Origin of the sequence: Mesorhizobium sp. LSJC280B00 (assembly GCF_000502835.1) — a bacterium.
Lineage (GTDB): Bacteria > Pseudomonadota > Alphaproteobacteria > Rhizobiales > Rhizobiaceae > Mesorhizobium.
This window is the reverse complement of record NZ_AYVL01000004.1, coordinates 191,913-215,908: the sequence shown is the minus strand read 5'-3', so window position 1 is coordinate 215,908 and position 23,996 is coordinate 191,913. Positions and strand designations below refer to the sequence as shown.

Sequence of the window (23,996 nt, the reverse complement as noted above, 5' to 3'; positions counted from 1 at the left end):
AAGTCCCCTTTTGGTTTCTTAGCTGGCCGATTGAACTGACTTTCCGACTGCGCTTGGTCTGGGGCCATTGGCCGCCTCGGGCTCCAGATTGAGAAAAATGCCGGTGAGCAGATCCGCCCATTTCCGCTGCCCGGCCGCGCCGGAGATCTCGTCGTTGCGGATTTCGATCATCGCGCAAGGCAGCCCGCGCGAGCGCGCATGGCGTTCCAGCGTGAAATAGACCCGGTCGGCCGGCGAATAGGGTTCGTTGACGCCGACGGTGACGCCGGCGAGCCGCTTCAGCGCCGCGATCAGCGGCGCCGCCAGCCGGCGGTCCTCGTCATGGATGATGCCGATGTGCCAGGGCCGGCTTTTGCCTTTGTAGAGCGGCGTGAAGGAATGGATCGAGACCAGCCTGGTCTCCCGCCCGGCCACCAGGCGCTCGTCTACGATCGTTGCGATCCGCTCGTGAAACGGTCGCCACGCCAGCGCGATGCGCGCCTCCCGCTGGTCGGCCGAAAGTCCCTGGTTGGCCGGGACCACGGTTTTTTCGCTGGCGCTGACCGTCACTATCAGGTCCGGCGCGTCGAGCGGGCGGTTGCAGTCGATGACGAGCCGCGAGATGCAGGTCTCGACCAGCGTCGCATCGAGCGCCTCGGCCATGCGGCGCGCCACCGGCAAGGCGCCGGGATCCCAGGCGATGTGGCGGGAAAGATCCTCGGCGGCAAGGCCGAGCGTTCCGAATTCCGGTGGCAGGAAATTTGAGGCGTGGTCGCAGGTCAGCACGAAGGGGCTCGATCCGCCGGGGTTCGTCACCCTTACGGTTTCAGGCGATGCAAGGCTGGCGGGCCGTGCTGTCTCCATTGTCTGCTGTCCCCGGGGAGCGCTGTATCGTATGTTACGTATTTTGCCTCATTGCGTCCCTGCGGATGATTTCATACAGTTTGGCCGGCTTTGTCAAACGCGATTTCGATAATGCGCTAACGGCACGGCCAGGGTGGGGAAAAACATGGTTTCCAGCATTGCCGAACTGATCTCCGACCGCATCGGCACCATGCCGGCAGGCGAGCGGCGCGCAGCGCAAGCGCTGATCGCCAGCTATCCGCTGATCGGGCTGAAGACGGTCGCCGAATTCTCGGCTACGGCCGGCGTATCATCGCCCACGATCCTGCGTTTCGTCGCCCGGCTCGGCTTCCAGAACTATCCGGAATTCCAGTCGACGCTGCAAGACGAGCTGGCGGCGCAATTGCAGTCGCCGGCCTCGCGCACGCTCAATCCGCCATCGCCGGGCAGCAGCGCCGTGTCGCCGATGCTGGAGGCGACCCTCGACAACATGCGCGAGACCTTCCGGCATCTCTCGGACAAACAGCTTGCCGACATCGTCGCCAAGCTTGCCGACCGGCGCGGCAAGACATTCCTGATCGGTGGCCGCTTCACCGACCCGCTGGCGCGCTACATGGCCGCCCACCTCGCCATCATCCAGCCCAACGTTTTTCACCTCGGCGGGCAGGAAAGCGTCTGGCGCGACCGACTGATCGACATGGGTAAGCGCGACGTGCTGGTGATCTTCGACATCAGGCGCTACCAGGACAGCCTGGTCCGCTTTGCCGAGACGGCCAACCAGCGTGGCGTGCAGATCGTGCTGTTTACCGACCAGTGGCTGTCGCCGATCGCCCGCTTCGCCCGCCACGTCATCGCCGGGCGCACCGCCGTGCCTTCGGCCTGGGACTCATCCGCCGCCCTTTTCGTCGTTGCCGAAGCGCTGATCGGCGCCGTCACAAGGCAGCTCGAGGCCGACGGCGCCAAACGCATCCGCGAGCTGGAAAGCCTGCGGTAGAGCCCCTCCGGAAAGGGACGCGTTTCGCTTCGGTCTAGTCCTCTAAAAAACTGATCATCTGCAGGATCAGGATCAGCAAAAAGACGCCAAAGACAGTCGCAAAAACCGCTGCCAGCAGGACGGTGCGTTGTTTCTTACCCATGGCTTTCCCCCCGAAAGCATAGTCCCCGTCCACGAATACGAATGTCAGTCCCGCCCCACTGCTCGGCCACCTCCCAACTCCTCAAGACCCGCCTGCGGCTGGGGCGGAGGAGTAACGACGACTGGTTCACGCGCGAAATGAACAGCTTACCAAGGTGCTCGCTAACGGGCACGGCCGCATCATTCATCCGACCCATGTCACGGCCGAATGACCACCTTGCATTTCGGGCTTAACCATTCAGCCGCTAAAGCGTGCCCCACCCCAGCTACTTTACCCATGGCAAGCATGATCGAAGTTCGGCTAGCCTTGTCGACGCGAAGCCGCTTCCTGAACCAAAGCGCGGTGAACTGCACGGAGGAATTCGATGAGCTATCTGGACGAGCTGTTCTCAGTCGCCGGCAAGACGGCGCTGGTCACCGGCGCCGCGACCGGCATCGGCCGCATGGCGGCGACCGCTCTGGTCATGGCCGGCGCCGCGGTGATGATCGCCTCGCGCAAGAGCGAGGATTGCGTCAGGGTAGCGGGCGAGTTGAACGGCCTTGGCGCATCCGGCCGGGCGGAAGGTTTTGCCGGCGACGTCTCCAGCGAGGCCGGCATTGCGGCGCTTGTGGCCGAGGTCAGGGCGCGGACCGAGCGGCTGCATATCCTGGTCAACAATGCCGGCATCTCCTGGGGCGCGCCGCTGGAAAGCTTTCCCTACCATGCCTGGGCCAAGGTGTTCGGCGTCAACGTCACCTCGGTCTTCCACCTGACGCGCGAATTGCTGCCTCTGCTCGAGGCCGCGGCCAGCGACGCCGACCCGGCCCGGGTGATCAACCTCGGATCGGTGATGGGCACGCAGCCTTTAGCCGAAGATGCCTACTCCTACTCGGCCTCGAAGGCCGCGGTTCACCACCTGACGCGCATCCTGGCAATCGAGTTCGCCGCCCGCCGCATCACCGTCAACGCCTTTGCGCCTGGCCCTTTCCAGAGCCGGATGACGGCCTTCGCCACCGGCACCGAGGACCAGGCAAGACATATCGGCAACCACGTTCCGATCGGCCGCATCGGCGCACCGGATGACATTGCCGGCGCAACGCTCTATTTGTGCAGCCGGGCCGGCAGCTATGTCACCGGCGCCATCCTGCCGATCGATGGCGGGCAGTCGGTGCAACACGGGCTGACATTGTTCAAGGAATGAGACGCACGCCATCCGGCGAGTGAAATGCCGGGGGTGAAGATGGAGGACATCAGCGTGGAACCGATCAGTCTCGATGTGCTTCTGGCCAACGTCGGCAAGGAAGTCGGTGTGTCGCCATGGCGGGTCGTCACCCAGCGCATGATCGACCAGTTCGCCGATGCCACCGACGACCATCAGTTCATCCATTGCGATCCGGAACGCGCCAGCCGCGAAACGCCGTTCGGCGGCACCATCGCGCATGGCTTCCTGTCGCTTTCGCTGTTGTCGGCGATGACCTTCGAAACCATGCCGCCGCTGGAAAACAGCAAGATGGGCGTCAATCACGGCTTCGATTCGCTGCGCTTCCTGGCGCCGGTGAAGACCGGCTCGCGCATCCGCACCCGTTTCGTGCTGGCCGACGTCAAGGTCAGGCCGTCGGGGTGGGTGCAGACGGCGCACGACGTGACGATCGAGATCGAGGGCTCGAAAAAACCGGCGCTGACCGCGCGCTGGCTGACGCTGACGCTGATCGAACGCCAGCCGGAAGCGGTCTGACTCTCGTCAGGCGGAGAAGCCCAAATCTATCTGTGCCAAATCTATTTAGCTTCGGCCGCGACGTACTTCATGTGACGGCTGACCTGCAGCGCAATGTAGACGACCAGTGAACAACCGATCGGGAACACGATCTCGTTGAGGCCGGTTGCGATCGCCTGTGGCATTGCGAGAGCAGCGTCATTTGCCGCGGCCGTCTCGATGGTCAGCACCGTGATGCCGCCGCCGAATACCGCGCCTATCGGGGCGCCTGCCAGCGCGAAATGGAGCGGACGCGGTTCTTCCTTCGATGCCAGCGACGCCAGTGCCCAGCCGAGCAGCCCGTATTCGATCGCCCGCAGCACACCGAGCGTCGTGAGCGACAGGATGGCCGGCTTTGCCGCCGCGTCCAGCGCGCTGACCATAACCTTTTGCGTCCCTTTGGCGATGCCCATCGCCAGTGGCTCCGAAATCGCACCGATCAGGCCACCGAGCGAGCCTCGCACCTTGGTGAGCGCCGTGCCGAGGCTGACGCCGGCGCAGACGAAGAACGACCAGGTCACCCCTTGCGCCAGTTCGATCAGAAACTGCGTCGTCGCGGGGTTGGCACCTGCCGCAAATCTGACGGTCAGAATGAGAGCTTCCATGGCGAAGCCGAGCGCGATCGCCAGCCATGCGACAGTCAAGCTTCTGCTTCGTGCCACCCTTGCCCGACGCCGTACAGCGTATATATGCTGCATCCAGCCATCAGTCATAAGGCAGTAGAAAGTTGCAGCTAAGCGTCCAGGAGCGCCGCGAAAAACAAAAGGCTGAACTGCGTTCCGAACTTGTCGACGCCGCGCACAAGCTTGTCCAGGAAGAAGGCTATGACGGCCTCACCATCCGCAAGCTCGCCAAGCGCGTTGGCTATGCGCCGATGTCGGTCTATTCCTATTTCGCCGACAAGCAGGACATCCTGTTCGCGCTGGCCGAGGATGCCTTCGAGACCTTGGCCAGGCGCATCGCAAATCATACGGCCGACGACCCGATCGAGGCGCTCAAGGCGGTGCTTGTCGAATACGCCGCCTTTGGACTGGAAAATCCCAACGAATACCGCACCGTCTTCATGACCGAAAAAGTCAGGCCGCCAGCCGGAAAGACCTTCGCCGAAATGGAGAGCGGCAACCCGGCGATGAAAGTGCTGATCGCGAGGGTCGAAGCCTGCGTTGCCGCCGGCAGGCTCAAAGGCGATCCACGCGCCATCGCCACCATGCTGTGGGCGGTCGGCCACGGCGCCATCTCGCTGCTGATCACCTTCCCGTTCTACCCGTTCGGCGACCAGACGACGTTCATCACACGGATCGGCGACATCATGCTCGAAGCCATCGCCGCGCATGAGATTGCGCCGCTCACGCCGCCGGTCAACTGCTGAAGAGCGGCGCTCCTCCCGATCTGCAGGATCTTCTCCGAACGATCCGCGCCCCGGCGCCGAGCGTTCTGCAATTCCTGCGCTCAATTTCTCCGTACATGTACGATTTTGCTTGAACTCCATAAGTCTTGGGCGTATCTGTACGCAATGCCGTACATGTACGAATCCAATAACTGGAAACCGGAGACCGACGATGAAGAAGGCAATCCTCGCGCTCGCCGCCCTGCTGGCGCTCTCTGGCGCCGCATTTGCCGGCAGCAATCAGTCAGGCAAGCAAGAAGCGGCCTGCATCGATACCAAGACCGGTGCGAAGCTTGATTGCGCGCCGACCGGATCGCTTGAAAAGGCCGATGCCGCGGCCCACAAGGCCGGCAGCAAGGGCCCGAGGCTCGGCATCGGCATCGACCCGTGGATCGTGCCAAGCAGCTTTTGAGCCGATCGGGCGACAATACGCGGTGAGGAAACGAAAGGGCGGCAGCAATTTCCGGCCGCCCATCGTGCCGGCCTCAGCCCTGCTTTTTGTCACCCCGCGCAGATCACTTCTTGCGCTTCTGTCCTACCACGCTTTTGGGCTTGCCGGGTCTTGCCGGTGCGCCGGGAATGGCCGTTCCGGTGATCGACACCGGATCGCTGGCCGGGAATGTATCCTCGAGGCCTTCCTCGAGTTCCTCTTCGATATCCGTCCCAGTGCGCTGCTCGTCTTCGAAAGAGCGCACGGCCGGCGTCTTGACCGGCGACTTCGGCGCGGAGTTCGGCGGCATTTGCATTCTCCCTCGGCTCGCTGTCGCAGAATGGTCGGACGCGGCGAACATGCCTATGCTGCCGCGTCGCGCGCTGCCTCCGACAGAAAAGTAAAGACATAATCGGAAAAGGAACGCCAGCATTCGACGCGGAACGCGTCGGCCGCCGTGCGCAACAGCACGATTTCGACCTTGCCGAGAATGGTACGCGACGCCGCCCCGACCGGAAAGGCGTCGAGCGACAGATCCTGCGGGCAGCCGGCATTGATCGTCGCCGCGGCAGCCGGACCGGTAACCGATATGGCGACGTTGCGGTGCGAGATGCCGACCGCCGAGTGCAGTACGGAAATGCTGGCGCAGTCGGCGAGCGGATCTTTTCCGCTCTCGTCGATGACCAGCCATTCGTCCGGCCCGAGCCACAAGGCCGTGCGTCCGGCCTTTGCCGCCGAGGTTTTCGGCCTTTGCGGCAGGACGACGCCGAGCGCTTTCGAAAGTGCCGCAATCGAGGCTTCCGGCGCGCGCAGCGATATGCGCTCGGCCGGCGGCAGCACGGCAAGTGTAACGCCGGCCGCGGAAAGCGACTGGCCGGCGAGAGCTGGACGGCGTTCGACTGAGGGTCCGGCGGCGTCGGTTTTCAAAGCGGCCTTAGCCATTGAGGCGCTCCCCCTTCTCGTCGAAGAACACCATGCCGGTGACCTCCACCTCGATCACCCCGTTCGGCATCGGCACATAGAGCGTCTCGCCCGTGCGATCGCGGCCGCCGGCGACCAGCCCCAGCGCGATCGAGCGGCCGCAATTTTGCGACCAATAGCTCGAGGTGACATGGCCAATCATCTTCATCGGGATTGCCTGCTTCGGGTCCGCGACGATCTGCGCGCCCTCCTCCAGCACCACCTTGGGATCCCTGGTCTTCAGGCCGACAAGCTGCTTGCGGCCCTTGGCGACCAGATCCGGCCGCGCCATGCCGCGAATGCCGACGAAGTCGGTCTTCTTCTTGCCAACGGCCCAGTCGAGCCCGGCGTCGTTCGGCGTCACCGTCCCGTCGGTATCCTGGCCGACGATGATGTAGCCCTTTTCGGCGCGCAGCACATGCATCGACTCGGTGCCGTAGGCACAGGCTCCGTGCTTCTGGCCCTCGGCCCATAGCGCTTCCCAGACCGCCTCGCCATAATCGGCCGGCACGTTGACCTCGAAGCCGCGCTCACCGCTGAACGACATGCGAAACAGCCTTGTCGGCACGCCGCAGATCCTGCCTTCGCGCACCGACATATGCGGCAGCGCCTCATCCGACATGTCGATGCCCTCGACCAGCGGCGCAATGATGTCGCGAGACTTCGGTCCCTGCACGGCAATCACCGCCCACTGCTCGGTGATCGAGGTCAGCCAGACGTTGAGATGCGGGAACTCGGTCTGGAGATAGTCTTCCATATGGTTCATGACGCGCGGCGCGCCGCCGGTCGTCGTCGTCACATGGAAACGGTCGGGTGCAAGCCTGCCGACGACACCGTCGTCATAGATGAAGCCGTCCTCGCGCAGCATGATGCCGTAACGGCAGCGGCCGGGCTCGAGCTTCTCCCATGGATTGGTGTAGAGCAGTTCCATGAATTTGGCCGCATCCGGCCCGACCACCTCGATCTTGCCCAGCGTCGAGGCGTCGAACAGGCCGGCCGTCTTGCGCACCGTCACGCATTCGCGGTCGACGGCCGCATGTATGTCCTCGCCCGGCTTCGGGAAATACCAGGCGCGCTTCCACTGGCCGACATCCTCGAATACAGCGCCCTGGCGCTCGGCCCAGGGATGGATCGCCGTCTTGCGGGTCGGGTCGAACAGGGGACCCCGCGCGTGGCCGACGATCGAGCCGAATGTCACCGGCGTATAGGGCGCGCGGAACGTCGTCAGCCCGACCTGCGGGATCGGCTTGCCCAACGTCTCGGCGGCAATCGCCAGGCCGTGCATGTTGGAGGTCTTGCCCTGGTCGGTCGCCATGCCATTGGTGGTGAAGCGCTTGACGTGCTCGATCGAGCGCATGCCCTCATGCACTGCCTGGCGGATGTCCTTGGCGGTGACGTCGTTCTGGAAGTCGACAAACGCCTTGACCGTCGTATCCGCTCCGGCACCGGGTGCTGCACCCAGCATGCCGCGCGACCAGCTCTCGCCGGCGTCGACCTTCGGCTTGGTGCCCTTGGCCGGCCTGCTGCCGGCGTCCTTGGCCGCCTTGGCGCCCGCTGCATAGGCCTCGTCGATCGTCGCCGACAGCCCGTCGGTACCGTTGCAGGCGCCGACCGAGACGCAGTCCTGCGCATAGATTCCGGGCACGAAGCGCTTGGTCTCGTCGTTGAAGGCGACCTTGCCGCGCGATTGCGAGAACAGATGCACCGATGGCGTCCAGCCGGCCGACATCAGAATTGCGTCGACCGGGATGGAGCGCTCGCCGCCGCCATTCTTCGGCTGCACGGTCATCGACGACACCCGCAATTTGCCGCCGGCGCGGATCACCGCGCGGCCGAAATTGACCTGGATGCCGAGCGCCCTCGCCTCGTCGATCGCCGGCCCGGTCGGGTTGTCGCGCAGGTCGACGATCGCCGCCACGTTGATGCCGGCCTTTTTCAGGTCGATCGCCGCCGCATAGGCGGAATCGTTCGCCGTATAGACGCCGATATTCCTGCCGACGGCGACGCCGTAATGGTTGAGATAGGTGCGCGCCGCCGACGCCAGCATGATGCCGGGGCGGTCGTTGTCGGCAAACACCATGTGGCGCTCGATGGCGCCGGTCGCCAGTACCACGCGTTTGGCGCGAACCTGCCACAGCCGCTCGCGCGGCAGGTCGCGGCCGGGGTTCTGCAGATGGTCGCTGACGCGCTCGACCAGCCCGACGAAATTCTGCGCGTAATAGCCGAAGGCCGTGGTACGCGGCAGCACGCGGACATTGTCCATCGCGCTCAACTTGGCAAGAGCCGATTGCGCCCAGGAAAAACCGTCCTGGCCTTCGATCTTCGCGCCGCTCTCGAAGCGCAGGCTGCCGCCGAATTCCGCCTGCTCGTCGGCAAGGATGACGCGCGCGCCGGTCTCGGCCGCGGCCAATGCCGCGGCGATGCCCGCGGCACCGCCGCCAAGCACCAGCACCTCGCAATGGGCGAAGCGCGCCGAATAGTGGTCGGGATCCGGCTGGTCAGGAGCGACGCCAAGACCGGCGGCGGCGCGGATCTTGGGTTCGTAGAGGTTTTTCCACGCAGCCTTCGGCCACATGAAGGTCTTGTAGTAGAAGCCGGCCGAAAGCATCGGCGAGGCAATACTGCTGACGGCACCGACGTCGAAAGCGAGCGACGGCCAGCGGTTCTGCGACTGTGCGGTCAATCCGTCATAGAGCTCCTGCACCGTGGCACGCACGTTCGGCGTCTTGCGTGCCGCGTCGCGCTTGATCTCGACCAGCGCGTTCGGCTCTTCGGCGCCGGCCGACAGAAAACCGCGCGGCCGGTGGTACTTGAACGAGCGGCCGACGAGATGGACGCCGTTTGCAAGCAGCGCCGAGGCCAACGTATCGCCCTCGATGCCGGTATAGGGGCGGCCGTCGAAGCTGAAGCCAGCTATCTTTGCCTGTTTGAGCCGCCCGGCGCCGGCAATGCGGAACGTGGCGCTCATTTGGCGGCTCCCGGCAGCTTTACGGGCTTCGGTTCGCCGGCCTTGTAGGTCATCAGGAACCTGTCGCTGACGGTGTCGCGCACGGCATTGAAGAACCGCGCGCAGCCATGCATGTGCCGCCAGCGCTCATAGATGATCCCCTTGGGATTGGAACGGATGAAAAAGAACTTTTCAAAATCGTCGTCGCTCTCGCTGGCGATGTTTGGGGAACGCGCGATATGCGCCTCGCCGGCGTTGCGGAATTCGAGCTCCGGACGCTCTTCCTCGCAATAGGGGCAGCGGATGAGAAGCATGGTTGGTCCTACAGTTCGCCGTGGCCGACGCGAGCGCCGGCAGGTTGGTCGCAAAGCCTCTGGCCCATCGTCACGAAGGGCGCGACCAGCCGGATGCGCTCCTCGATGCTGGCTACCGGGCGGAAAAGGTCGCGATACGCCATATTGCCGACCGAAAGCGTCATCGGTTCGGTCGTCACGATGACGTAGCGCCGCTCGAATTTTTCGCCTTCCTCGAGATCGGCTGGCCGGTTCTCCATAAAGGTGACCACTCTCTGACCGGCGCTCCAGGCGCAGGCGAGTACACCCTCGTCGACGGAAAACGGCCAATCCGCTTCATTGCCGGCGCGGCTGATGGGCTGCAGGCGCACCTCCTCTGGCGTGGGGATATGGAACAGGCCTTGCTCGCCGGCGAGCATCAGCGGCATGGCGACGGCCATCTCGGTCATCATCAATGCGCCACCGCCGCCGCCGCCGCCTCGTCGATGAGGCGGCCGGTGCGGAAGCGCTCGATGGTGAAGGGCGCGTTGATCGGGTGCGGATCGTCCTTGGCGATCGTATGGGCAAAGACATGGCCCGAACCCGGCGTCGCCTTGAAGCCGCCCGTACCCCAGCCGCAATTGACATAGAGGCCGGGCACCGGCGTCTTGGCCAGGATCGGCGAACGGTCGGGCGTCACGTCGACGATGCCGCCCCACGAGCGCAGCATCTTCATGCGCGTGAAGATCGGGAACATCTCGCAGATCGCGTCGAGCGTATGCTGCAATATGTGCAACCCGCCGGTCTGCGAATACGAGACATACTGGTCGGTGCCGGCGCCGATAACCAGCTCGCCCTTGTCGGACTGCGAGATATAGGCATGCACAGTGTTCGACATCACCACGCAAGGCACCACCGGCTTGACCGGCTCCGACACCAGCGCCTGCAGCGGATAGCTTTCCAGCGGCATGCGCACGCCAGCCATGTTCATGATCACCGATGAGTGCCCGGCGGCAACCACGCCGACCTTCCTGGCACCGATGAAGCCGCGCGTCGTCTCGACACCGGTGACCGCGCCGTTCGGCGCCCGTTTGACGCCGGTGACCTCGCAATTCTGGATGATGTGGACGCCGCGCGCCGAGGCGCCGCGCGCATAGCCCCAGGCGACGGCATCGTGCCGCGCCGTGCCGCCGCGGCGCTGCAGGGAGGCGCCCATCACCGGATAGCGCGCATTGCGCGAAATGTTGAGCGGCGGGCAGAATTCCTTGGCCTGCTCCGGCGTCAGCCATTCATTGTCGATGCCGTTCAGCCGGTTGGCATGGACGTGCCGCTTCAGGACCTGGATGTCATGGATGTTATGGGCCAGCATCATGACGCCGCGCGGCGAATACATGACGTTGTAGTTGAGCTCCTGGCTGAGCCCGTCCCACAGCTTCAGCGCATGGTCGTAGATGCCGGCGCTTTCGTCATAGAGATAATTGGAACGGATGATGGTGGTGTTGCGGCCGGTATTGCCGCCGCCCAGCCAGCCTTTTTCCAATACCGCGACGTTGGTGACGCCGTGCACGGTGGCGAGATAATAGGCGGTGGCCAGGCCGTGGCCACCGGCGCCGACGATGATGACGTCGTACTCCTTCTTCGGCTCCGGTGAGGACCATTGTTCCTCCCAGCCCTTGTGACCGCGCATGGCCTCGCGGGCGATGGCGAATACCGAGTATTTCTTCAACGTCGCAGGCCTCGCAAATGGCGGCCGGGCGGATCGGTCGACCCCGGCGCGCGAGCTGTATCACTAGCGAAACGGCGCTGCCAGCCTTGCACTGTTTGCGACGGCGCTTGCCGTTTTGCGCCGTGGTGAAAAAGCCGCATGCGGGCTGGTTGATGCAATTGCCATCCATCACTATCCGTCGCCTGGCGATCGGAGGATTATGGCGGTGGCTAACGTCTGGTGGAATCTGACATTGCGCTTCATGCTGGAATTCGCCGCTTTGCTCGGCCTCGGCATGGCGGGCTGGAGCCTCTCAGCGGGCATGTGGCGCTGGACCCTTGCCGCGGCATTGCCGTTCGTTGCCGCCGCGCTCTGGGGTACGTTCGCGGTGCCGAACGATCCGAGCCGCTCGGGGCGGGCGCCGGTTCCGGTGCCGGGCGGTTTGCGGCTGGTACTCGAGCTCGTCATCCTGTTCGGCGGCGCTGCGGGATTCCACCTGGCCGGTTACACGACAGCCGGCATTGCCGTCGCCCTGCTGATCGCCGTCAGCTACGCATTTTCGCTCGATCGGCTCGGCTGGCTGCTCAAGCAATAGTCGCCTTGCACCGTTTGCGACGGCGCTTGCCGTTTTGCGCCGTGCTTTCACTGATCGCTGTTCTGAGCTTCGCCTTTTGACGGGTCAGCCGGAGCACGCTTCAGGATGGACGGCCCGATTGCATAGATCGGCCGCAAATAACCCTCACGGCAATCGGCGGCGATTTTACGAATTTCCGCATCGTCTGACTGCTCCACCATGGCCACGAAGCGCTCGATGATCACCTGGCGCGGCCTGATAGCCACTGCCGCAGCAAAGCGCCTCAACACGGCATCCGGATGCGCGAGCAACCGTGGCAGGTCCTTGGTGCTCGGCATGTTATATTGACCATAAGCATTGACCAGTGTCTTGAAAGCCGAGTCCGGACGCAGGGTAGCGGCATTTTCCACCGCAAGCCTTAGCTGCCAGCGCTCCGCAAGGCAGATGAACTGGACGACCCCCCACCGCACACCGGCATGTTCGTCATCCAGCCGCAGCATGAGGCGACCGAGAACGGCTCCATCGGCCGGCGTCGTGCATCCCAGAAGCGCCTCGATCGCGTCGAACCGGATACCCGAAGATTCACTGTCGAGCAGATCGGCGATCTCCGCGACGACGCAATTCATCTTGTAACTCATTTTGGAATTGGCTTCGGCCACCAAGTACGCGGCGGCGGCCTGCGTATGAAGGTTGCCGGACGTCAGCAGCGGCCGGAGGTTTTCTAACGGAAAGCCTTTGCCAAATGCCGATTGAAGAGCGGACGTCAACTCGCTGTCGCCCTCGAAGCCGGGGGCCAACAACTTGCTCATTATGTCTTGGGGGGTCATTGGAATGGGTGGCGCGTCCACCCGCGAGTTTTGGATGACGATCCGTAGCCTGGTGGCAAGCGGACGTCAAGAAGGGCTGTCGAGGGCAGCGCAGGTATCGGGTGGCTCGCGCCGGCCCGATTTGCGACCAAGCATCCCGATTGCCGGCAAAATCCGGCGCGAAAGAAGGATGCAGAAAATGTTCGCACTTACCGACAAGGTCGCCATCATCACTGGCGCCAGTTCCGGCATCGGCCGCGCCACGGCCAAGCTCTTTGCCGAGCAAGGCGCCAGGCTCGTCGTCGCCGCCCGCCGCCAGGCGGAACTCGATACGCTGGTTGCCGAAATCGAAGACGCCGACGGCACGGCTATCGCTCTTGCCGGCGATGTCCGTGACGAAGCCTATGCGAAAGCCCTCGTCGACCTGGCGGTCGAGAAATTCGGCGGGCTCGACATCGCCTTCAACAATGCCGGCTCGGTCGGTAGGATGGGGCCGGTTTCTGAGCTGTCGCTGGAGGGCTGGCGCGAGACGCTCGATACCAATCTGACCAGCGCCTTTCTCGGCGCGAAATACCAGGTGCCGGCGATGGTCGAACGCGGCGGCGGGTCGTTGATCTTCACCTCCACCTTCGTCGGCTACACGGTCGGCATGCCCGGCATGACCAGCTATGCCGCGAGCAAGGCCGGACTGATCGGATTGACGCAGGTGCTGGCCGCCGAATTTGGCGCCAAGGGGATTCGAGTCAACGCGCTGCTGCCGGGCGGCACCGACACGCCTTCGGCGACATTCAAGACACCTGAATCGCGGGCCTTCGTCGAAAACCTGCATGCCTTGAAGCGCGTCGCCGAGCCAGAGGAGATCGCCCGCTCGGCGCTTTACCTGGCTTCCGATGCATCGAGCTTCACCACCGGCACGGCACTGTTCGCCGACGGCGGTGTCTCGATCACCCGGACGTGAAGCGTTTCGCGGTTGGCGTGGGCCCGCCAGCCGCAATGCCGGAAAAACCGGCCTTGCTTTTTCCGGCGATTTGACGATTCCGTCTTCGCCTCGAAGACGGATTGGAAACATGCTGCTGATCAGAACCTATATCGCCGCGAGCGCAATCGAAGGCGTCGGCGTGTTCGCCGCCGAGCCGATCCGGAAAGGGGCGCAGATCTGGCGGCTCGATCCGGACTTCGACCGGCTGATCCCGATGGAAAGATACGAGGCAGCGCCGCCGCACCTCAAGGAATTGCTCGACAGATATGCCTATCCCAGTCCGGACCGGCCGGGCTTCATGGTCTATGAGGTCGACAATGGCCGCTTCATGAACCACGCCGACAAGCCGAACACCGACTTTTCGCAATATGGCGGGGCCACCGCAACCCGCGATATCGCCGCCGGCGAGGAAATAACCTGCGACTACGGCGAGTTCTTCGAGGGTTTCGAGCAGCTCCACCTGGCCACGGCGTAGCGGCGCCTATCTGGCCCAAGGCGAATTTTGTTCTTGCTTTGTGCCGGCAGCTATGCTACTAATTTCGATATGGTGCACACCAAGGACCCGCCCCCTGAGGCGGGTTTTTCGTTTCGGGATCGGCACCGCCTCTCAATCGGCTGTGGACAGAGCCCCTTGATTCTGCTATCAGCCGCCCCAATTCGTGGTGTAACGCGCCGCGGAGGCTTGCGGCTATGGCCGCTTGCCTGTTGATTTCAAACCCGAAAGACAGGATTGCACGTGCAGGTACTCGTCCGCGACAACAATGTTGATCAGGCGCTTCGCGCGCTCAAGAAAAAGATGCAGCGCGAAGGCATCTTCCGCGAAATGAAGATGCGCGGACATTACGAGAAGCCCTCCGAGAAGCGCGCCCGTGAAAAGGCGGAAGCCGTGCGCCGCGCCCGCAAGCTGGCCCGCAAGCGCGCCCAGCGCGAAGGCCTGCTGCCGATGACGCCGCGTCCGGTCGCGGCCGGTGCTGCCGGTGCCGGTGCTCCGCGTCCGCCGCGGTTCTGACGTCAATTTTTCGTCCTTTTCCAAGGATATCCAAGGTGGCGCGATGCGGAATCGCCGCCACCTTTTTGTTGTGAGTTCGACCCGGTCCGAGAGGACCGGTTGGGAGAGATGCCGGTTCGGAGGGGGAACGGACCAGACGGCGCAGTAAGGACAGGGCAGACATGGACGCAATCACCGTAGAGCGCAGAACCGCGTGGCGCGGCCTCGCCCTGACGGCAGCCCTGCTTTCCGGGATGGCGCTTGCCAGCTGCCAGAGCGTTCCGACCGGCGAGTTCAACAACATCGACAAGGCGCAAGCCTCGAGCGAGAACATCTCCTCGCTGTCGGCGGTGATCCAGCGCAACCCCCAGGATCCGGAAGCCTACAATGTGCGCGGCTCGGCCTATGGCCGCGGCGGCCAGTACCAGGCGGCGCTGAAGGACTTCAACACCGCCATCCAGCTCAATCCGAATTTTTACCAGGCCTATTCGAACCGTGCGCTCATCCAGCGCTTCCTCGGCGATCAGGCGAGCGCGCTCGCCGACTACAATCGCTCGATCCACATCAATTCCAACTATGACGCCGCCTATATCGGCCGCGGCAATCTCTACCGCAGGGCGGGCCGGGTCCAGGAAGCCTTCAACGATTTCCAGAAAGCCATCCAGCTCGACACGACCGATGCGCGCGCCTATCACAATCGCGGCCTGATCTACCAGAGTCAGGGCCAGCACGCCTTTGCCATCGAGGATTTCTCGACCGCCATTTCGCTGGCGCCGGATGCCTCCGAGCCTTACAACGGGCGCGGCCTCTCCTACCTTGCCATGAACGACGAGGACAATGCCTTCGCCGACTTCAACATGGCCATCAAGCTCGACGGCAAGAACGCCGAGGCCTGGTCCAACCAGGCGCTGATCTACGAGCGGCGCGGCGACAAGGTCAGGGCCGCGAAATCCTACCGCGAGGCCGTGCACCTCAATCCGACGTACCAGCCGGCCAAGGACGGCCTGGCCCGCACCAGTGCCGGCTGAGCGGCCGGTTAATCAGGCCTCCGTTTCCGCACTCCGACAACCCTGCGTTTAGCTTCGCCTTGCTGGCGCCAAGTTTTCGGCGGAACGCTCGGCGTGCTCAGCCGTTTGTACAAGGCAATTGCGAAAGGACCCTGCCATGATCAAGAAACTCGCTTGTGCCGCTGCTCTCGCCACGACCGTCGTTGCCGCTCCCGCCAGCGCCAGCAAGCTCCAGCTCGGCGTGCTCGACTGCACCATCGACGGCGGCACGGCCTATCTCGTCACCTCCAACAAGGGTGTTTCCTGTGTCTTTCGTCCGCATCGTGGCGGCCCCTCCGAAGTCTATACCGGGGTGATTTCCAAGCTCGGCGTCGATGTCGGCCGGACGCATCAGGGCCAGCTGGTATGGGCGGTTCTGGCGGCGACCCGCAACCACGATGAAGGCGACCTTGCCGGCAGCTATTATGGCGTGAACGCCGAGGCCAGCGTGGTCACCGGTGGCGGCGCCAATCTCCTGGTCGGCGGCCTCGACAGCGCCTTTTCGCTGCAGCCGCTCAGTGTCCAGGCACAGACCGGCGTCAACCTGGCGGTCGCCGTCACTTCGCTGGACCTGATCCACTCGTTCAAATAACGGCCTCTGGCAAATACGGCCCGTGGCCTTTCATGCGCCGGGATAGGACGGTTCCGCGCCGCGTAGTCGCTGGCGCGTGGCAGCCTTTTGATTGGGCGCCTTGCGGCTTCGAAATTGACCGATGATCGCGCGGTGGCGCCAAACTCATTCTGCGCGCAGCGCTTCGATCGGCTGTAGGCTTGCGGCCTTGCGGGCGGGATAGTAGCCGAAAAAGACGCCTACAGCCGCGGCAAAGCCGATAGCCAGCAGGACGGCGCTGAGATCGATGATCACCGGCCATTGAGCGATAGAGCCAACGGCGATTGCAGCAACAATCCCAATACCAGCACCTAGAATACCCCCGAGCAGGGCAAGCGTTGCTGCCTCAACGAGAAACTGGGCAAGGATATCTCGCCGTCGCGCGCCCACCGCAAGCCGCAGTCCGATCTCGCGGACCCGCTCCGTCACCGTCGCCAGCATGATGTTCATGATGCCGATCCCGCCCACGACCAGCGAAATTGAGGCCACCGCCGAAAGCAGCAGCGACACCACGCGTGTGGTCGAACCTTCGGCATTCGCAGCTTCGGCGAGGTTGCTCACCATGAAGCTGTCTTCCTGACCTGTCCGCAACCGGTGACGCTGCCACAGGAGTTGGCGGATCGCTGCCATCGTGTCCTCGGCCGAGGTCCAATCGGCGAACTTGACGGTGATGTTGTGTACGAAGGTCGGATTGGCACGGCTCGTGCCAATGAACTGACGTCGCGCCGTCCTCAGCGGCACAAGTGCCACATCGTCCTGATCATCGCCCCACACGCTCTGGCCCTTCCGCTCCAGCAGTCCGATCACCGTGAACGGCACGTCGCGGATGCGGATCGGGGCGCCCAGCGGATCGGCTTTTCCGAACAACTTCTCCCGCATCGTCGTTCCGAGGAGCACCACGTTGGCGACGCGGTTGTTGTCCTCCGGGGTCATCTCCTGCCCGGCAATAACCCTCCACTCGCGCGCTGAGAAATATTCCGGCGTCACGCCGCGAAGCACGCCTTGCCAATTGGCGGAGCCGATCGTGAACTGCTCGCGGGCGTAGAGGAGTGGCGCCGCCACCACGACGCCGGGGATCTCCATTCCGATCGCCGCCGCGTCCTCTTCACTCAGCCGCGGCGCGCCACCGGCCCCAAGCCGCACGCTGCCCATCTTCGCACTGCCCGGACTGACGCTGATGAGGTTGGCGCCGAGGCTGCGGATCTGCGCGGTGATCCGTTCGCGCGCACCAACCCCGATCGCGATCATCACCACGACAGCGGCCACACCGATGATGATGCCCAACATGGTGAGCGCGCTGCGCATATGATGGGAGCGTAATGATCGCAGGGCGGTTCTTGTGCTACCGGACATTGTTGTACGCCAGCGATAGACGGCGAGTGTCATCCAAAGGTCGGACCTGCTGTATGACAGGGGTGTCTGACAGAACGCGGCCGTCTCGAAAGGCTACAATGCGATCCGTATGGGCAGCTATCTCAGCCTCATGGGTGACCAGCACAATGGTCAGGCCCTCTCCATTGAGTCGGCGGAAAATTGCCATGATCTCCAGCCCTGTCTGGCTGTCGAGCGCACCAGTGGGTTCATCGGCCAGTAAAAGTAAAGGCTCCGTCACCAGGGCGCGGGCAATGGCAACGCGCTGCTGTTGTCCGCCCGAGAGTTCGGCAGGAGTATGTCTGGCCCGATCGGCGAGCCCTACCTTGGCCAGCATCGCCAGCGCTGCGCGCCGCCGCTCACCAGCCCACATGCGGCGATAGACAAGCGGCAGTTCCACATTTTCTAGTGCGCTGGCCCGCGGCAGCAGATTGAACGACTGAAACACGAAACCGATGTTGCGATTGCGGATCGCAGCGAGCTCATCGTGATGGAGTCCACCGACGTCTACCCCGTTCAGCCGATAACGGCCTTCACTCGGACTGTCGAGGCAGCCCAGAATGTTCATGAAGGTAGACTTGCCCGATCCTGAAGATCCGATCACCGCGACGAATTCGCCTCGTTGAATCGTCATGCTCACCCCTTCGAGCGCCCACACCGGCTCTCCGCCAACACGGTAGCAATGGCGCAGCCGGTCGACGTCAATCAGAGCCATGAATACCTCACCACAACCGGAACTTGACCAGGACGGAAGACGCGTCATCGTCCCGACGCGGAGCAGTGGCAAGCCCCGTAATGACCTGCTGCCCCTCAGTCAGGTCGCCTGCCAGCACCTCTGTTGCACGACCGTCGGTGATTCCAAGCCGGAGCAAAACAAGCTTCGGCTCGCGGTCTGGCCCAAATACAAATACCTCGCCCGGGCTTCCCGCCTCTACGCCCGTTTTGGCAATGGCCGGCGCGGTCGATCGCGCCTCGTCCCCGGTATCGCTCGGCGGCCGAAAACGCAGGGCCGCATTGGGCACTTTCAAGACTCCCTGTCGCTTGGCCATTACCACGCTCAGATTGGCGGTCATGCCGGGCAACAGCAGCTCATCGGAATTTTGCGTACCGACCACCACTATGTATGTGACGACATTTTGAACGACCTGCGGTGCCTTGCGTATCTGTTTTACCGTGCCGGTGAAAATTCGGTCGGGATAGGCATCGGCGGTGAAAGTAACCGGCTGCCCAAGCGCAAAACGGCTAATGTCGGCTTCCACCACGGAAGCTTCCACCTGCATCTCAGTCAGGTCTTGAGCTATGGTGAACAGTATCGGGGTCTGCAGGCTAGCCGCCAGGGTCTGACCGCCACTGACGGCGCGATTGACCACTGTGCCGGTGACCGGCGCGCGTACATAGGTGCGGTCAAGATCAATTTGGGCCTGCTGAAGCACCGCTTCCTTCTGCTTCACCTGGGCAAGCGTGTTGGCGAGTTCCGCATCTGCCATGTTGAGTGTCGCCTTGGCGGCTCGAACGACTGCCGATTGCGACAGTTCCTCGGCCTGGGCGGCAGTCGCCTGCGCCTTGGCAGAATTGTGCGCGGTATTCTCCCGCTCCCATTCTCCCACCGCGATGATCTTCTGCTTAGCCAGGGAACGTTTGCGGTTCACTTCCTGCGCCGCACCATCGAGCGCGATTTCGGCGCGTGTAGTCTGTGCGGCTGCAGAATCATATCTGGCCTCGGCGGTCTCCATCTCTGCCCTGGCCCGCTCGATCTGCGCCCGATGTACCGAAACCTGCGTTTGCGCCATCTCCCGTTCGGCAAGGGCTTGCGCTACTCTCGCTTCGTAAATCTCCGGCTCAACCCGGGCTATCACCTGGCCTTTGGTGACCTTGGAGTTGAAGTCGACATAGAGTTCCTTCACCCGACCCGAGAGCTGAGAACCGACTTCCACCATAACTAGCGCGTTCAGCGTGCCAGCCGCCTGCACCGTTGTGACGATATCGCCGCGCTCCACGGCTTGCGTGCGATAGGCGGGGGTATCGGGCCGGATGGAGGACGGCTCGAGGAGAGCTGAGAGCTGATTGAAGGCCGACAAAACCTGGCCGGAAGTCGCCGATGGTGTCGGTCCCATGGAACTCCCGGGCGTTACCGCCGCGCCGAGGATTACCGTAACGAACAAAACGCTGCGCATCATGTTCTGACCACCTCTGAGCTGGAAGGGAAAGGTAATCCCTTCCAGCTCTTTAATCTGCACTTGGCAGTGCCGCAGAGGAATTCTACACACCTATAGAATAAACCCGTCAACAGCCAAATACATAGATGTTTATTCGAAAATTTCGGATATTACTACTTGCAGTGGCCGGGATTACCCTCGCAGGCCGTCTCGGTCTTGTTGCCAATGTTGCCTTGGCCTTCAGCCGTATCCTGCGTTGCCGTGCCGAACGCATTGCCATTCACATCCTTCGTGGTCTCATTGCACACGCAGTCCGGAACCGACCCCGTCTTTGTACAGGAGGCCACGCCAGCGGTGCCGCAGAAGTCCGTGCACTGCGTCGCCGACACGCCAGGACAGGCGTTCTGCGCTAGCGCTCCGCCTGTTCCGAGCAACAGTGTTCCACCCCAGAAGGCGACAACCGCGGCCACCTTTAAACCACTATGTCTGATAATCATGTTCTCCTCCGATTTTGCCAGAGCTAGAGTGTGCTGCGCAGGCCATCTCTGGCACTGGTCGGCAGCATGAGGGCGCAACAAAGCCCTCGATTCGGCTCGATCGATTATGCTGTGGGGGATGCGGAAGTTATGAGGCCGCCAGCAACGGCTTTAAGCCGCCGGGCCTCCCAAGACTCTTTCGGGTGACAAGACTCTTTCGGATGAAGGGCCCTCTGCGGCGCACAGAATCGCCGCAATACTTGGCCTGCGCAAATCGGCAGCGCCCATTGTCGTGCTCCAGTACGACTGTAAGCGGGAATATTTCTTCTTGCTAATATATTAACCATATTTGCGGAAGCTGGCAACCAGTATCTGGGATATACGTCGGTTGAGGTGCTGCTAAATCGATTGGTAGAACGGCGTGAACATCGCAATCGGCGTCAACCAGTATGAGTTGCGCCGCAGAGCGGGTTGATCGTGGAGCCGAGATGCACGATCACCCTGGCTTCCCGCCTACATCATCATCTCAGCACACCGGAAAAACCGCTTGAACTCAACTGCGGTTGAGGTTTTACAAGCCGCCCCCGAAGCGCCGCGTGCCCATTTGGAGACGAAGAGCGCTCCAATATTTTAGACCAGCGTCTAGGGAAGCTCGGGGGACTGGATGACCAAAACAAGCACAAACGGGGTCGATTGGCGCGCGCTGTGGGCGAGCGGCGATCTGGCGCGCTTCTGCTTCATCAGCCTCGGCATTCTGCTGCACGCCACCAACGAAACCATGGTAGCAACGGTCATGCCGGCCATGGTCGGCGAACTTGCCGGCGTGCAACTGGTCGGCTGGTCGCTGGCGATCTACGAGCTCGGCGCCATCGTTGCCGGTGCGGCCGCCGGACGGCTGGTGAGCTATGTCGCGCTGCGTACCAACATGATGGTCGCCGCAATGCTCTATGCCGCCGGCGCGCTGGTCTGCGCCACCGCGCCTTCGATGCCGCTGTTCCTCTGCGGCCGCCTGATCGAAGGGCTCGGTGGCGGCGCGCTGGTGTCGCTGGCCTTCGTCTCGGTCGAGCGGCTGTTTGCCCGCGCGATCTGGCCGCAGCTTTTCGGCGTCATGTCGGCGATCTGGGGTGTCGCCGCCTTCAGCGGGCCGGTGCTCGGCGCGGTCATGACCGAATTCTCGTCCTGGCGCTGGGCTTTCGGCGTCTTCACCCTGGGAGGCACGGCCATGGCGCTGGCAAGCTTCCTCGTGCTCGATACGCCTGAAGCAACGAGGCCGCAGGCGACGGGCGGCTCGGCGCCGCCCTTCCCCTTTGCGGCACTTGGCTGCCTCGCCGGCAGCGTCGTGCTGATTGCCACTGCCGGCGTCGACATCGCCCTGCTGCGCTCGTCGCTGCTGCTCACCCTCGGCCTGATCGGCCTGGCGCTGTTTATCTATATCGACGCACTGAAGCCGCGCTCGCGCCTGTTCCCGTCGCGGCTGTTCTCATGGCGCTCGCCGGTCGGCGCGGGCATGACCATGGTCGCTGCGTTTTCGGTGGCGACCTGCTCGTTCGCGGTCTACGGACCACTGCTTCTGACCAGCCTGCACGGCATTCCGATCCTGACCACCGGCTACATCATCGCCGCCGAATCGATCGCCTGGTCGATCCTGTCGATCCTCGTCGCCAATGCGCCACCGGAGCGCGAGCGGCTGATCATCGTCGGCGGGGCGCTGATGATCGCCACGGGCGTCGCCGGTTTCGCCTATACGGTGCCGGCCGGCTCGATCCCGCTGATCCTGTTTTGTGCTTTGTTGCAAGGCGGCGGCTTCGGCATAGCCTGGCCGTTCGTCACGCGTGTCATCGTGGCATCGGCCAAGGAAGGCGAGCAGACGATCGCCTCGGCCGCTGTGCCGACCATGCAGCGCATCGGTTATGCCGTGGGTGCGGCACTGACCGGCATCGTCGCCAACGCCAGCGGCTTTTCCGAAGGCCTGAACCGCGAGGCCGCGGCAAATGTCGCCGCCTGGCTGTTCCTGGCGTTTATCCCGCTCGGAATCCTGGGATGCCTTGCCGCCTTGCGGATTTCGGGGGCGAGCGCCGCGTAGCCGCTGCCAATCTCCCCCTCGTGGCCCCACGAGGGGGGGAATCGCTAGACCACGACCGTCTTCAGCCGCTCGGCGATCAGTGCCGCGAGCCGCGTCGCCACCTCGTCCTTGCTCATCTCCGGCCATTCCTCGACGCCGGCCTTCGAGACGATCCGCACCTTGTTGCGGTCGCCGCCCATCACGCCCGGGGAACCATCTTCATGGGAGACATCATTGGCAACGATAAGATCGGCACCCTTTTTTGCAAGCTTGGCCTCGGCATTCCTGACCAGGTCCTGCGTCTCCGCGGCGAAACCGACCACCAGCATCGGCCGCTTTTTGTGGTGCCCTACACCGGCAAGAATATCGGGATTTTCCACCATCTGCAGCGCGGGCGGCCCCTCGCCCGCCATCTTCTTGATCTTTTCCCCGGCCGAACTTTGAGTGCGCCAGTCGGCAACAGCCGCGACGAACACTGCCGCGTCGGCCGGCAGCAGCTGCTCGACGGCGTCCTTCATCTCGACGGCCGTTTCGACGTGCAGCGTGGCGATGCCGGCCGGATCGGCAATGCCGACCGGGCCGGAGACGAGACGCACGTCGGCGCCGAGCCTGGCCAGCGCCGCCGCGATGGCGTGGCCCTGCTTGCCCGACGACCGGTTGGCGATGTAGCGCACAGGGTCGATCGGTTCATGCGTCGGCCCGGAGGTGACAATGATCTTCCTGCCCGCCAGCGGCTTTGGCCGGCTGTCGAGCAGTGCCTCGATCGCGGCGACGATCTCCAGCGGCTCGGCCATGCGGCCCTCGCCCACCTCGTTGCTTTCGGCCATCTCGCCTTTCGCCGGGCCGACGAATGCGACGCCGTCCTTGCCCAGCATCGAGCGGTTGCGGCGGACCGCCGGATGCGCCCACATTTTCGGGTTCATCGCCGGCGCCATCAAAACTCGCTTGTCGGTGGCGATGAGCACGGTCGAGGCAAGGTCGTTGGCGTGGCCATTGGCGAGCTTTGCCATCAGGTCGGCGGTGGCCGGCGCCACGACCAAAAGGTCGGCCTCGCGCGACAGCCTGATATGGCCGATGTCGTGCTCGTCCTGCCGATCGAACAGTTCGGTGAAAACATGGTCGGCGGACAGCGCCCCGGCCGACAGCGTAGTGACGAACTCCTGCGCCGCCGCGGTCATCACCACCCGCACTGCCGCACCGCGCTCGCGCAGCCGGCGGATCAGGTCGAGCGCCTTGTAGGCGGCGATGCCGCCGCCGATGATCAGCAGGATGCGCTTGCCGGAGAGGATGCCTCGCACGCTGGAGACGGCAACCATCGGCGTTGCCGGACTTTGCGAACTCGTCAGTTCGCGCAGTGTTTTCTCGATCTGGTCGATGCGGCCGGCCGAACCGAACTGACCTTCGACCGCTGCGCGGATCATCACCCGCGCCTGGTCTTCCATCGACCGGCCATTCTCCGCCGCCAGTCGGCGCAGCAGCTCCTTGACCTCGTCATCAAGGTTGCGGATCGTGATGCTGGCCATCTGATTGCACTTTG

General features: G+C 63.5%; 25 protein-coding genes. 12 read left to right on the top strand and 13 right to left on the bottom strand.

All coding sequences use genetic code 11. From position 1 onward, the window contains the following. Positions 1-18: 18 nt before the first annotated feature. Positions 19-843, bottom strand: coding sequence for an N-formylglutamate amidohydrolase (locus tag X773_RS47325; RefSeq protein WP_023675349.1), 825 nt, complete (start codon positions 841-843; stop codon positions 19-21). A gap of 145 nt (positions 844-988) precedes the next feature. Here X773_RS47325 and X773_RS47320 point away from each other — a divergent pair, with 145 nt between their 5' ends. From X773_RS47320 to X773_RS47310, 3 genes are all read left to right on the top strand, one after another. Beyond that, the gene (locus tag X773_RS47320; RefSeq protein WP_023675348.1) at positions 989-1,816 is read left to right on the top strand and encodes a MurR/RpiR family transcriptional regulator; all 828 of its coding nucleotides are present in this window, start codon (positions 989-991) and stop codon (positions 1,814-1,816) included. 506 nt (positions 1,817-2,322) lie between these two features. Continuing rightward, positions 2,323-3,138 carry an SDR family oxidoreductase gene (locus X773_RS47315; protein WP_023675346.1) on the top strand — a complete coding sequence of 272 codons (816 nt, stop codon included), beginning with the start codon at positions 2,323-2,325 and terminating at the stop codon, positions 3,136-3,138. A 39-nt stretch (positions 3,139-3,177) separates the two neighbouring features. After that, positions 3,178-3,672 (top strand): MaoC family dehydratase, encoded by a 495-nt coding sequence (locus tag X773_RS47310; protein WP_031211357.1) that lies wholly within the window; start codon positions 3,178-3,180, stop codon positions 3,670-3,672. A gap of 41 nt (positions 3,673-3,713) precedes the next feature. Here X773_RS47310 and X773_RS47305 read toward each other — a convergent pair whose 3' ends face one another. Further along, positions 3,714-4,334, bottom strand: coding sequence for a hypothetical protein (locus tag X773_RS47305; RefSeq protein ID WP_023675344.1), 621 nt, complete (start codon positions 4,332-4,334; stop codon positions 3,714-3,716). An 83-nt stretch (positions 4,335-4,417) separates the two neighbouring features. On the opposite strand from X773_RS47305, the gene X773_RS47300 reads away from it, so the two are divergent. Then, entirely contained in the window at positions 4,418-5,059 is a 642-nt protein-coding gene (locus X773_RS47300; RefSeq protein WP_023675343.1) for a TetR/AcrR family transcriptional regulator, read from the top strand. Positions 5,060-5,249: 190 nt separating this feature from the next. Beyond that, complete coding sequence (locus X773_RS47295) at positions 5,250-5,489, top strand: hypothetical protein (protein WP_023675342.1); 240 nt, start codon at positions 5,250-5,252, stop codon at positions 5,487-5,489. A 103-nt stretch (positions 5,490-5,592) separates the two neighbouring features. On the opposite strand, the gene X773_RS47290 is transcribed toward X773_RS47295, so the two are convergent. Genes X773_RS47290 through X773_RS47265 form a run of 6 tightly spaced genes read right to left on the bottom strand, consistent with a single transcriptional unit; the run spans position 5,593 to position 11,412 of the window. Next, positions 5,593-5,817 carry a hypothetical protein gene (locus tag X773_RS47290; RefSeq protein WP_023675341.1) on the bottom strand — a complete coding sequence of 75 codons (225 nt, stop codon included), beginning with the start codon at positions 5,815-5,817 and terminating at the stop codon, positions 5,593-5,595. 53 nt (positions 5,818-5,870) lie between these two features. After that, complete coding sequence (locus X773_RS47285; protein WP_023675340.1) at positions 5,871-6,449, bottom strand: sarcosine oxidase subunit gamma; 579 nt, start codon at positions 6,447-6,449, stop codon at positions 5,871-5,873. Next, positions 6,442-9,435, bottom strand: coding sequence for a sarcosine oxidase subunit alpha (locus X773_RS47280; protein ID WP_023675339.1), 2,994 nt, complete (start codon positions 9,433-9,435; stop codon positions 6,442-6,444). The genes X773_RS47285 and X773_RS47280 overlap by 8 nt, the downstream gene beginning before the upstream one ends. Beyond that, a complete protein-coding gene (locus tag X773_RS47275) occupies positions 9,432-9,728 on the bottom strand; it encodes a sarcosine oxidase subunit delta (protein ID WP_023675338.1) in 297 nt (98 codons plus the stop codon). The genes X773_RS47280 and X773_RS47275 overlap by 4 nt, the downstream gene beginning before the upstream one ends. Positions 9,729-9,736: 8 nt before the next feature. After that, a complete protein-coding gene (locus X773_RS47270; protein ID WP_023675337.1) occupies positions 9,737-10,159 on the bottom strand; it encodes a hypothetical protein in 423 nt (140 codons plus the stop codon). Then, on the bottom strand, positions 10,159-11,412 hold the full coding sequence (locus X773_RS47265) for a sarcosine oxidase subunit beta (protein ID WP_023675336.1): 1,254 nt from the start codon (positions 11,410-11,412) through the stop codon (positions 10,159-10,161). The genes X773_RS47270 and X773_RS47265 overlap by 1 nt, the downstream gene beginning before the upstream one ends. 205 nt (positions 11,413-11,617) lie before the next feature. On the opposite strand from X773_RS47265, the gene X773_RS47260 reads away from it, so the two are divergent. Beyond that, positions 11,618-11,986, top strand: a complete 369-nt coding sequence (locus X773_RS47260; protein ID WP_023675335.1) for a YrdB family protein — start codon at positions 11,618-11,620, stop codon at positions 11,984-11,986. A 47-nt stretch (positions 11,987-12,033) separates the two neighbouring features. Here the strand turns inward: X773_RS47260 and X773_RS47255 are convergent, their stop codons facing one another. Further along, positions 12,034-12,774, bottom strand: coding sequence for a hypothetical protein (locus X773_RS47255; RefSeq protein ID WP_023675334.1), 741 nt, complete (start codon positions 12,772-12,774; stop codon positions 12,034-12,036). Positions 12,775-12,970: 196 nt separating this feature from the next. Between X773_RS47255 and X773_RS47250 the strand changes: the two genes are divergently transcribed. The 5 genes from X773_RS47250 to X773_RS47230 all read left to right on the top strand — a co-directional run bounded on the left by X773_RS47250 (position 12,971) and on the right by X773_RS47230 (position 16,376). Then, positions 12,971-13,729 (top strand): SDR family oxidoreductase, encoded by a 759-nt coding sequence (locus X773_RS47250; RefSeq protein WP_023675333.1) that lies wholly within the window; start codon positions 12,971-12,973, stop codon positions 13,727-13,729. A gap of 109 nt (positions 13,730-13,838) precedes the next feature. Further along, complete coding sequence (locus X773_RS47245) at positions 13,839-14,225, top strand: SET domain-containing protein-lysine N-methyltransferase (protein ID WP_023675332.1); 387 nt, start codon at positions 13,839-13,841, stop codon at positions 14,223-14,225. 261 nt (positions 14,226-14,486) lie between these two features. Continuing rightward, on the top strand, positions 14,487-14,759 hold the full coding sequence (gene rpsU, locus X773_RS47240) for a 30S ribosomal protein S21 (RefSeq protein ID WP_023675331.1): 273 nt from the start codon (positions 14,487-14,489) through the stop codon (positions 14,757-14,759). Between the two features lie 161 nt (positions 14,760-14,920). After that, positions 14,921-15,766, top strand: coding sequence for a tetratricopeptide repeat protein (locus X773_RS47235; RefSeq protein WP_023675330.1), 846 nt, complete (start codon positions 14,921-14,923; stop codon positions 15,764-15,766). A gap of 136 nt (positions 15,767-15,902) precedes the next feature. Continuing rightward, positions 15,903-16,376: a DUF992 domain-containing protein gene (locus tag X773_RS47230; RefSeq protein ID WP_023675329.1), complete on the top strand. Its 474-nt coding sequence runs from the start codon at positions 15,903-15,905 to the stop codon at positions 16,374-16,376. Positions 16,377-16,520: 144 nt separating this feature from the next. On the opposite strand, the gene X773_RS47225 is transcribed toward X773_RS47230, so the two are convergent. From X773_RS47225 to X773_RS0137350, 3 genes are read right to left on the bottom strand one after another with little or no spacing between them, the layout of a single operon-like run. Then, complete coding sequence (locus tag X773_RS47225; protein ID WP_245274635.1) at positions 16,521-17,699, bottom strand: ABC transporter permease; 1,179 nt, start codon at positions 17,697-17,699, stop codon at positions 16,521-16,523. A 37-nt stretch (positions 17,700-17,736) separates the two neighbouring features. Continuing rightward, positions 17,737-18,480: an ABC transporter ATP-binding protein gene (locus X773_RS47220; protein ID WP_051406089.1), complete on the bottom strand. Its 744-nt coding sequence runs from the start codon at positions 18,478-18,480 to the stop codon at positions 17,737-17,739. 7 nt (positions 18,481-18,487) lie between these two features. Next, positions 18,488-20,002, bottom strand: coding sequence for an efflux RND transporter periplasmic adaptor subunit (locus X773_RS0137350; RefSeq protein ID WP_023675326.1), 1,515 nt, complete (start codon positions 20,000-20,002; stop codon positions 18,488-18,490). Between the two features lie 1,059 nt (positions 20,003-21,061). Here X773_RS0137350 and X773_RS0137345 point away from each other — a divergent pair. Next, positions 21,062-22,480, top strand: coding sequence for an MFS transporter (locus tag X773_RS0137345; RefSeq protein ID WP_031211353.1), 1,419 nt, complete (start codon positions 21,062-21,064; stop codon positions 22,478-22,480). 44 nt (positions 22,481-22,524) lie between these two features. Here the strand turns inward: X773_RS0137345 and coaBC are convergent, their stop codons facing one another. Beyond that, on the bottom strand, positions 22,525-23,982 hold the full coding sequence (gene coaBC, locus X773_RS47215) for a bifunctional phosphopantothenoylcysteine decarboxylase/phosphopantothenate--cysteine ligase CoaBC (protein ID WP_023675324.1): 1,458 nt from the start codon (positions 23,980-23,982) through the stop codon (positions 22,525-22,527). Positions 23,983-23,996 lie beyond the last annotated feature (14 nt).

Bases quoted from the DNA above. Each gene is read 5' to 3' on its own strand.
- X773_RS47245 (WP_023675332.1), top strand. From the start codon at position 13,839: ATGCTGCTGATCAGAACCTATATCGCCGCGAGCGCAATCGAAGGCGTC.
- X773_RS47220 (WP_051406089.1), bottom strand. From the start codon at position 18,480: ATGGCTCTGATTGACGTCGACCGGCTGCGCCATTGCTACCGTGTTGGC.
- X773_RS47270 (WP_023675337.1), bottom strand. From the start codon at position 10,159: ATGATGACCGAGATGGCCGTCGCCATGCCGCTGATGCTCGCCGGCGAG.
- X773_RS47250 (WP_023675333.1), top strand. From the start codon at position 12,971: ATGTTCGCACTTACCGACAAGGTCGCCATCATCACTGGCGCCAGTTCC.
- X773_RS47290 (WP_023675341.1), bottom strand. From the start codon at position 5,817: ATGCCGCCGAACTCCGCGCCGAAGTCGCCGGTCAAGACGCCGGCCGTG.
- X773_RS47295 (WP_023675342.1), top strand. From the start codon at position 5,250: ATGAAGAAGGCAATCCTCGCGCTCGCCGCCCTGCTGGCGCTCTCTGGC.
- X773_RS47285 (WP_023675340.1), bottom strand. From the start codon at position 6,449: ATGGCTAAGGCCGCTTTGAAAACCGACGCCGCCGGACCCTCAGTCGAA.
- coaBC (WP_023675324.1), bottom strand. From the start codon at position 23,982: ATGGCCAGCATCACGATCCGCAACCTTGATGACGAGGTCAAGGAGCTG.
- X773_RS47310 (WP_031211357.1), top strand. From the start codon at position 3,178: ATGGAGGACATCAGCGTGGAACCGATCAGTCTCGATGTGCTTCTGGCC.
- X773_RS47275 (WP_023675338.1), bottom strand. From the start codon at position 9,728: ATGCTTCTCATCCGCTGCCCCTATTGCGAGGAAGAGCGTCCGGAGCTC.
- X773_RS47280 (WP_023675339.1), bottom strand. From the start codon at position 9,435: ATGAGCGCCACGTTCCGCATTGCCGGCGCCGGGCGGCTCAAACAGGCA.
- X773_RS47325 (WP_023675349.1), bottom strand. From the start codon at position 843: ATGGAGACAGCACGGCCCGCCAGCCTTGCATCGCCTGAAACCGTAAGG.
- X773_RS47225 (WP_245274635.1), bottom strand. From the start codon at position 17,699: ATGCGCAGCGCGCTCACCATGTTGGGCATCATCATCGGTGTGGCCGCT.
- X773_RS47320 (WP_023675348.1), top strand. From the start codon at position 989: ATGGTTTCCAGCATTGCCGAACTGATCTCCGACCGCATCGGCACCATG.
- X773_RS47235 (WP_023675330.1), top strand. From the start codon at position 14,921: ATGGACGCAATCACCGTAGAGCGCAGAACCGCGTGGCGCGGCCTCGCC.
- X773_RS47255 (WP_023675334.1), bottom strand. From the start codon at position 12,774: ATGAGCAAGTTGTTGGCCCCCGGCTTCGAGGGCGACAGCGAGTTGACG.
- X773_RS47315 (WP_023675346.1), top strand. From the start codon at position 2,323: ATGAGCTATCTGGACGAGCTGTTCTCAGTCGCCGGCAAGACGGCGCTG.
- X773_RS0137345 (WP_031211353.1), top strand. From the start codon at position 21,062: ATGACCAAAACAAGCACAAACGGGGTCGATTGGCGCGCGCTGTGGGCG.
- X773_RS47230 (WP_023675329.1), top strand. From the start codon at position 15,903: ATGATCAAGAAACTCGCTTGTGCCGCTGCTCTCGCCACGACCGTCGTT.